The organism is Longimonas sp. (assembly GCF_046498435.1).
Lineage (GTDB): Bacteria > Bacteroidota > Rhodothermia > Rhodothermales > Salinibacteraceae > Longimonas.
On the sequence record NZ_JAWOAR010000334.1, the window covers coordinates 1 to 8,116 of the forward strand.

Here is an 8,116-nt window from a genome sequence, read left to right on the forward strand (position 1 = left end):
CAAGGCCTCGGCCGTGCACCCCACAATGCACACCTTCGCCGGAAAGGCCCGCTGCTACAACAGCGAAGACGCCGCAATGGAAGCCATCCGAAAGCTCAACAACACCCTCAAGCCCGGCGAAAACATCGTCATCGTCATCCGCTACGAGGGCCCCCCTCAGAGGAGGGGGATGTAGGGGGAGGGATTCCGTACAATCATATAGATCAAACACATATATGAAACGAAGCACCGTACGAATGAGAGCGTGTATTAAGTAACGTCGGTGCGCACATGATACCGATTTGAAACGCACAAAACTCCAACTTCATGCCTGTCTTTACTTACTGCTATGTCAACCCTCATTTTGATGGTTGCCTTGCAATCATCCTCCCACGAAGCCTGTCATGGTGAGCGCAGTCGAACCATCTCCTTGGTGTTTAGAAGGAACGTTTCGGGACGGCACAGCACGCGTATCCATTTTGGTTTAACCCAAACATTGACCTGTGACAGAGCACTACCGCTCCAGCGCCGCCTTAAAATCCGCCAGCTTGTTCTCGATCTCGTCCCACTCGCTGGCCGGGTCGGAGCCCTCTACGATGCCCGCGCCCGAGTAGAGCGTAAGCGTGTCGCGATCCACCAGTGCCGACCGGATGGCCACGAGCATTTCGGCGGCATCTTGCGTCATCCAGCCGACGGGTCCGGCGTACCACCCGCGGTCGAACGATTCATGCTCGCGGATGAAGGCGCACGCATGACGGGTGGGCGTACCGCCCACGGCGGGTGTCGGATGCAGTGCGTTCAGCACGTCGAGCGGCGAGGTGGCTTCGTGGAGCGTGGCGGTAATTTCTGAGCGCAGGTGCCGCTTACGTTGCAGTGCCAGCTCGCTGGGGGCGTTGGGCACATCCACATCGGTGGCGAGGGGAGCCAGCGCATCCGCAATTGCATCTTGCACAAACGCATGCTCGCGGCGGTCTTTGTCGCTGGTCAGGAGCTCATGGCGCAGCATGGCATCGTCGGCGGGCGTGGCACCACGCGGACGGGTGCCGGCAATGGCTTCGGTATGAAGCGTATCCTCGCGCATCTGAAAGAGCCGCTCGGGCGTAGCCCCAATGAACGCAGGCCCTGACCGTTTGGGTTGCCACCCAAAAGCGGTGCACTGTGGCGTTTCCTGTTGCAGGCGATGCAGAAGCGCCCACGGCATGAGCGCGTGGTCGAAGTGCAGATCAACCGCCCGTGCCAGCACCACTTTGCGCAGCTGCTCATTGCGAATAGCCTTCACCGCAGCACGCACCTGCTGCATCCAGTCGGCGCGGGTGGGTCGGTCGATACGGCGCAGGCGGTGGGCATCGGCGTGGACATCGGGGATATTGGGGAAGCGCAGCGCATCGACCTGACGCAGCACCGCCTCGCGCTTCTGGGGATCGTGCGGAGCAACGAGCGTAGCGTGCAGATGCGTGGTGGATCCGCTTCGGTGCAGCGTAAAACGCGGAAGCATGAACGTCCACGCCCCAAAGTCGGCCCACGCATCCTCACGATTAGACTGCGGATCGAAGCGGGCTCCGCCCCAGAGCCGTACGCCGGGGGGCAGGCGGTCAAGCCACGGCGCAAGGCGCGCTACCGCCGATTCGGGAAGGGTGCCCTGCTCCGGGGCGACAATGCCCTGCCACTGCCGAGCGGCGCCGACCACCGCATAGGTGCTATCGGTCGTGCGGCTGCGCCAGTACGCAAAAGGAGCCTGCGTCTGAACCGCCCCCCACGCCAGCGGATCGATTGCAACAGGCACCTCCACCGAGACTGTGCGCACCTGTGTGACGCCGTTCATGGATTGCAGGGCCTGCCGCACCTTGGCGCGGAGCGCCTGGCGCACGGCATCGGCGTCGATGCGATCGTCGGACGGAGCCGAAACCAGAGAAAGAGGAATCATAAAGCGAACGGAAGTCAACCAGCAAGGGCACAGCAGCGGCGGTGCGCGGGGTTCAGTGGATACGCGCAGCACCTGAGGGGTTACGACGCCAGGTGGCACACGCTATTCGTTACCTGGGCTTCGAAGGTATTCTGTTCATGCGTTACGACGTACAGCCCTGTATTGGCATGTGGGACGTTCGGCATCTGTGTAAGGTCGCCCTCGTAGAGCAGCGAGGCCAGCATGATGCGCATGTAGCGTCCATGCGTTACGACCAGGATACGCTCGCCAGCGTGCGCGTCCAGCATGACCTCAACAGCCCGACGGGCCCGGCGCTCCACCTGTCGGGGCGATTCACCGCCCTCCACAGGAGCATCCACATCGCCAGCGCGCCACCGCGTCTTGATTGCCTTCATAGCGGCAATGCGCTCATCGGTTGGCGGCGTGCCTTCGTACACGCCCCAGCTAATCTCTTTCAGGTCGTCGAGATAGGCGTACGGCAGCGGCTCGTGCGGAGCGCCTACAATCTTGGCGGTCTGCCGGGCGCGCACCAGCGTGCTGGCGTACACCGCATCGAGCGGTTCATCGGACAGGCGGCGTGCCAGCGCCTTGGCCTGCGCCCGCCCCGTATCGTTCAGCGCACTATCGACGCCGCTTCCCTGCATAATGTGGTCGCGGTTGTAATCGGTTTCGCCGTGGCGCGTAACGTATAGCGTGGTCGGCTCGGCAGGCATTGCAGACAACAGGTCGTTAGGAAGAAGAAGATTCGTGCGGCGGCGTATCGGGCGGAGGACGTACATCGTCCATGTCGTCGGCGCGGGCGGTCCAGTGGCGGATGATATCGCCAAGCATCTGGTCGATCTGCTCCAACGACGCGCCGTAGTGGCGTGCGGCTCGCACAATGACGGCCCGCAGCACCTGGTCGGCCACCGGCAGGCGATAGAGCCCGCGCCACAGCATTCGCACAATGGGATCGGTAGCCCAGCGCAGCAGTCCCCAGCGTAGCAGGACAAACCCGGCCAGCCCCGTGCCAACCGCAGCAAGCTGATCGCCAGCGGCCAGGTAGCTCAAGGCCACCACGTAGAACAGCCCTTGTATTACGGGCTGGTTGAGCACATGCAATGCGCCCATCGCTTTCCAGCTTACCAGCGCCGGACAGAACGCCTTCCCCCCCAGGTAGGCCCCAAGCATGCACGCAAAGGCAGCTACAGGTCCCAGTGCAACCAGCAGCACCGGCAGAAGCCACACCGCGAGGGTCTGGGGCGAGTGCATCCAGCGCCATGCGTACGCCACCAGCGTTTCGAGCGACACATGCTCCAGCACGTCGGCGGCATAGGTGCGCACGTCATCTTCGCGCACATGAAACCACAGCCCGTTCGAGGTAAACATGCCGTAGGGCGTGTCCAAAATGGTAACCTCTTCGCGGGCAAACAGGCCCATAAGCAGGAGCAATTAACGTAGAAGCAAGGGTACGAAATCTACATCCGCATCCGGGATGCAGTTTCAGAATTATTTGAAAACGGCGGGGAGGCACCAGGATTGATGCATCGGTCGGTTCTGATCGAGACGGTTTTCTCGCAGCGCGCTATGAGCAGGGGATGCCAAAGGAGGGCCTTGCAAAGCGGAGGAAGCAGCCACTCGAAGCCCAAAAGAGAGAAATCAAAACAGGCTCTTTAGTCCTCGGGCGCGCGAAGCACCGGACCGGTTGCGTCCTCCTGCTGAAAGTGAAACGCAAACTGGGGATCTGCAAGCCCTGCCGTGCGCAACGGCGGGGTGAGCATCGCTTCGAGAGCTTCTTCGGTGTTGGCGCGCGCCTGGGCGCCTTCGCGGATACGCTGTTCGGCCTGCGCACGCATGGCCTTCTGTACGCCCGCCATGGCCTCGTCGCGGGCGGTAGCCTCCATATCCCCTGAAAACAGCTTGAGCCAGCCCCGGCTTTCCGTTTTCACCTCCAGGGTCTCCAGATCAGGCGCTACGGTTTGTACCTGCAACGAAGGAACCGCGACCCGCACGCTCCCGTCGCGCTGCTTTTCGATGCGATCGGCTGTGAGGTCGTAGACCGAAAACCCGTAGGTAACGCGCCCCGACACGCGCACCTGTGCCTCTGCCGTTACCAAATCCACACCCGGTGCCATCCCATAGCGGCGCATGGTCTGGTAAAACTCGGGAGCCACGCTTTCGGTGTAAGCGACCTGATCTTCTACCTGAATCGACAAGATGCCTGTTACCAGGAACGCAGACGGCGCCTCTTCCTGCACGGTAGACACCACCGCGCGCTGGATGTCGGCCTCAGAAGGGCCGCGCACCCACCAGGCCAGTCCAGCACCCAGCGCAACGAGGAACAGCGCCAGCAGACCGCCCACCACGCGTTCTTTCATACCGTTTGAGCTACATCATAAGCAGAACAAGAGCCACGGTAGCCAACGCGATACCCCACCGATTGATGCGCGACAGGTACTCACCAAAAATGAAGATGCCCACGACCGCGCCCAGTAACACAATGGCCAGGTGATTCACCGGGAAGACGACCGTACCCGGAAAGGCATCCAGCGCACGCAGCAGAAACTCAAGCGAGCCGTAATTAACAATGCCCAGCACCGTCCCCCATCCATACGCTGCCGTGGTGGGCCATTCGTAGTGCCGCAGCCCCTTGGCAAGCACCGGCACCAGCCCAACAAGTCCTGCCATGCCAAACGAGAGCAGCAAAAAAAACGCCTGCTCTCCTTGCGCAGCATTGTAAACCTCCGAGAAGGTTTTGAGTGAGATGTCGATGGCTCCGCTCGACAGAAAGAGCAGCAGTAGGACCCCGAACGAAGCCACCGTGGGGGCCTCTTCGGCAACGGTTTGTACAGGGGCAGGGGCGGCAGCCACAGCATCTGAATCGGACTCAGCGGCAGCAGCCGAAGGACCAGAGGCCGTTTTCTGCTCACGAGCCGCTTGGGCAGGCGACTGCTGCGCAATCAGAAAGAATGCGATCGCAGCCAAGACCATGCCGCCCCCCTGCCACACCGACGGCGGCTCGGCCCAGATGACCCACGACGCCAGAAACGGAAGTACCACCGACACGCGCCACACGCCCAGCGCAAGCGACATCCCTGCCAGGTCGGTTGCCAACGAAAGAAGGAAGAAGCCGGCAATGAGGAGAACGCCTACCAGGGCGCTTAGCCCCAGCATCCCTGCCGACAGGCTTACATCGCCCTCCACAACGCTCCCCCCTGTGGCCAGCAACGCCACGCCCACGCCAACCGCTGCCACGTAGTTCACCGTGAGAAGCGATACCCGGTCGATGCCCTGCTGCCCGGTGTACTTGAAGAGCACACCAATGGCTACGCTGCAAAGAATGGCGAGGAGCAGATACAACATAGGCGGCCGAGGGCAAACGGAGTTATTCGGATGACATCAACGTAAAGTAGCGCAGTTGCGACGGGGTCGGCTCGGGATCGCGGATGGTGAGTCCTGCGGGCACGTGGATACGCGGCTCAACACGCCCCGTTGTATCGCGACGAATCTGGTCGTAGTTAACCACCGCCGAAAAGTCGTCGGCCCGGCGGGCTTCAAACATTTCGTCGAACAGCACCCGATACCGCACCTGCACCATAGGCGGCTCCAGCGCAACCAGGTTCTGCCCCGGGGGCACGCCGGTCACCTCCACAAACAGATCGCGTGTTTCTTCCGCAAACCGCCCAGCCTGCGCTTCAAAAGAGACGTTATCCACTGATCGGCTGACCAATGGATTCAGCGTATCTGCCAGTGGAACTTGAATTTGCACCGAATCCTGCAATCCGTCAATAGTCTGACGCTCCGTCGGCCATTGATCCAGCGATTCGACGATCGACTCGGCCCCCGACACGGTGACCGAATCGGGCGTTAGGCGGGGCGGATTCAGCAGCTCGTAGCCGTCGTCCAATTCAACCTGCACCCGTGCATCTACAGGCACCGCGCGCTCAACACGCGGCTCCAGCGGCACCGCTATTTCGCGCGGCGTAATCGCTTCGATGGTAATGTTGCTGCCGGTAAGCCCGAGCACCTCCTCCACACTCACCTCGCTACTGCTGGCGTCGATGGGCGCCTGCGGAGGGTTCGCATACAGGTAAAGCAGCTGAATCACCTCGCCCGTTACTTGCACCTGTACGTGGCGGGGCGGCTCGGCAACCAGCGCCTGCTCCTCGGGGACGTTGACCAGTTCGGTTGGTACATCGAATGTTACCGTACGCTCTTCTTGCAGCGTAAGCGCTGCCCACAGCACCAGCGCAATCAAAACGCAGATGGATAGGGCGGTGCCGTCGGAGGTCGATGCCCCGTGGCGCAGTTCAAAAAGAGCTTTCAGGCGCTCCCAAAAGACCGGATAGCTCGACGTAGAATCAGAAGAGTCCACAGACGCGGTTGGTGCGAGTTGGCAAGGACAGCAGCAGAGGCAGCACCTGTCTACGATGCAGATGCTGCACGGGTGTACCAGCGCATGTGCCGCTGGATGGTTGTGGGAAGCGCCAGCCGCGCCTGCAAGTTCCGCAACGCCGCTGTCGGAGCCTCTGCATGCTGAGCGCAGATTGCCGACGCCCACGCGGCGCCGTCGTCTGCTGCCTCAACCATGGTCACTGCTTCAGGCGCCGCCGCCTGGTACGGCGCAAACAACGGCAGGTCCGACACCACCAGCGGACGCCCCGCCGCAATCCATGTCGATAACGAGCCGGAGGCCGCAGCCTCCCGAAATGGGCACACTGCCACGTCGGTGGCAGCCAGGTACCGGTTGAGCGTCGACTCGTCCACGTATCCGGTGATGCGCATGCGATCCGCTACGCCCAGCGCCTTCGCTTCGGCGCGGAGTTCGGCAGCAAAGCGCCCTTCTGGATCGGACGGCGCGCCCACGAACAGCACCTGTGCGGTGTTGGGCAAGTGCGGAAACGCCTGTAGCACGCGGTCGTGCCCCTTCTGCCGATGGATGAAGCCGAGCACCGTTACCACCGGCTCGGCATCCTGCAGCCCCAGCGCGGCGCGGGCCGCCGTGGCATTGGGCAGGGCGCGCGCCTCCACAAAGTGCGGAATCACGGCCAGCGGCGTGGTACCAGAGACAGGTGCCAGCCGCTGCTGCTCGGGCGCCGTGCACACCAGCGCTGCTGCCGCCCCGTGCATCACCTGGCGCGTTGCCTGCGCGTTCGAGCGCTCCAGTTGCCAGAACTGCCACGCCCGCCGCATTGAGGCATACACCGCGGTCCATGGCGCCGCTCCTGCGTATCCCCCCGACGTATTTTTTGTGGCTGTACCCGCAGCCTTGCGCGATGACTGCGCTGCATTGCGCGCCGCCCAGAGCCGCCGAAGACGCGCCGCCACGCCGTATCCGCCGCGCGCATCGTGCACCGTAACCACATACGGCTGCTGCACGTGACGGCCAAAGTGCGCTACGTTCTGCACGGCTGCCGATCCGCCCCAAACGGCCGGTTCGTACTGCACATGCAGCACATCAGCCCCGGAAAGCGAAGCGAGCGCGGCCTCAATGCGATCGGTATCCTGTGCCGTGCCCGAGAACGTCAGTTCAGCCTCCTGCACATCCGCCTCCAGGTGCGCCCGCGCCGTCTGCGCCAACAGCATCCCATACCGGCGTACGCCGTGCTCCGGAGCGCCTACGTGCAGATAGCCAAGGATCATGCAACCAGAAGATCACCAAAAAAAACACAAGATTTTTTTCTCAAGATGTCATCCCCTGCGTCCGACGGTCCCCCGTCAGACGTGTACCGCGCAGGACGCTCCAGCGTCTCTCGAGGCAAGGCGATGGTGCGAGACGTCATTAGGTTTTAGGAGGATGCAAAGGAGTGGCAGCAAGCATGCCCCATACGGATGCAGTCTTCCAGGGCTCCGCTCACGAACCCGCATTCCATTCCTGGAGGAGCAGGTCCACCTTCCACCGGACGTGCTGTCGCGGCCTCCGCCAGGCCGCCGCCCGCCGCGCCGCTGCCGAGGTGTCGGGCATATAGCCCCAGCGCAGCATCTCGCACCCAGCAATGTGCTCCACCATCGCCTGGTCGGCTTCAGACAGCGTACTCCGCCAGCGCGTGGCCACCGCCGGATCGATCGGCGCGAGCGCATTCTGCTTCCATGGCTCGGCCTCCGTATCCACCGCCACCTGCTCTACCGAGGCCGTGTGTGTCCACTCATGGCCGGGCGCAAGTCCCAAAAATGCTGCTACACGCTGCATTGTGGCGGCAGGTGCCTGCACGAGCTGCTCAAAGCGCACGGTGT

9 protein-coding genes are annotated in these 8,116 nt (G+C 62.5%); 1 reads left to right on the forward strand and 8 read right to left on the reverse strand.

The genetic code is table 11. The annotated features are described in order from the left end of the window. Positions 1-13: 13 nt before the first annotated feature. A complete protein-coding gene (locus R6U20_RS12935; protein ID WP_410338267.1) occupies positions 14-175 on the forward strand; it encodes a dihydroxy-acid dehydratase in 162 nt (53 codons plus the stop codon). A 318-nt stretch (positions 176-493) separates the two neighbouring features. Here the strand turns inward: R6U20_RS12935 and R6U20_RS12940 are convergent, their stop codons facing one another. From R6U20_RS12940 to R6U20_RS12975, 8 genes are all read right to left on the reverse strand, one after another. Further along, the gene (locus tag R6U20_RS12940; RefSeq protein WP_410338259.1) at positions 494-1,903 is read right to left on the reverse strand and encodes an isochorismate synthase MenF; all 1,410 of its coding nucleotides are present in this window, start codon (positions 1,901-1,903) and stop codon (positions 494-496) included. 80 nt (positions 1,904-1,983) lie between these two features. Continuing rightward, complete coding sequence (locus R6U20_RS12945) at positions 1,984-2,616, reverse strand: histidine phosphatase family protein (RefSeq protein ID WP_410338260.1); 633 nt, start codon at positions 2,614-2,616, stop codon at positions 1,984-1,986. A 16-nt stretch (positions 2,617-2,632) separates the two neighbouring features. Beyond that, positions 2,633-3,322, reverse strand: coding sequence for a hypothetical protein (locus R6U20_RS12950; protein WP_410338261.1), 690 nt, complete (start codon positions 3,320-3,322; stop codon positions 2,633-2,635). 233 nt (positions 3,323-3,555) lie between these two features. Beyond that, the gene (locus R6U20_RS12955; RefSeq protein WP_410338262.1) at positions 3,556-4,260 is read right to left on the reverse strand and encodes a DUF4230 domain-containing protein; all 705 of its coding nucleotides are present in this window, start codon (positions 4,258-4,260) and stop codon (positions 3,556-3,558) included. Between the two features lie 10 nt (positions 4,261-4,270). Next, positions 4,271-5,245, reverse strand: coding sequence for a hypothetical protein (locus R6U20_RS12960; protein ID WP_410338263.1), 975 nt, complete (start codon positions 5,243-5,245; stop codon positions 4,271-4,273). Positions 5,246-5,267: 22 nt separating this feature from the next. Next, positions 5,268-6,257, reverse strand: coding sequence for a YbbR-like domain-containing protein (locus R6U20_RS12965; protein WP_410338264.1), 990 nt, complete (start codon positions 6,255-6,257; stop codon positions 5,268-5,270). A 50-nt stretch (positions 6,258-6,307) separates the two neighbouring features. Continuing rightward, a complete protein-coding gene (locus R6U20_RS12970) occupies positions 6,308-7,525 on the reverse strand; it encodes a glycosyltransferase (RefSeq protein WP_410338265.1) in 1,218 nt (405 codons plus the stop codon). Positions 7,526-7,736: 211 nt separating this feature from the next. Then, the coding region (locus tag R6U20_RS12975; RefSeq protein WP_410338266.1) for a hypothetical protein at positions 7,737-8,116 on the reverse strand (380 nt) is incomplete at its 5' end.